Here is a 225-nt window from a genome sequence, read left to right as displayed (position 1 = left end):
CCGCTGCGCAACGGCGCGACATGCTTGAACTGCTGGACGACCGCTACGGCAACCGCTCGACGCTAGTGACCAGCCAGATGCCAGTGGACAAATGGCACGCGCTGATCGGCGATCCGACCTTGGGCGATGCGATCCTCGACCGGTTGGTGCACAACGCTTATCGGATCGAACTGAAGGGCGAATCGATGCGCAGGCGCGCAACGAAATTGACGGCGACAGAGACTT

At 61.3% G+C, this 225-nt stretch carries 1 protein-coding gene; it reads left to right on the top strand.

Going from position 1 to position 225, the window contains the following annotated elements:
* The coding region (locus AACY52_RS32070) for an ATP-binding protein (protein ID WP_339561652.1) at positions 1-225 on the top strand (225 nt) is incomplete at both ends.

Origin of the sequence: Pseudomonas sp. EA_65y_Pfl1_P113 (genome assembly GCF_963970525.1) — a bacterium.
Taxonomy (GTDB): domain Bacteria; phylum Pseudomonadota; class Gammaproteobacteria; order Pseudomonadales; family Pseudomonadaceae; genus Aquipseudomonas; species Aquipseudomonas tritici.
Note: the sequence above shows the minus strand (reverse complement) of the source record. Positions and strands in the feature narration are given on the sequence as shown.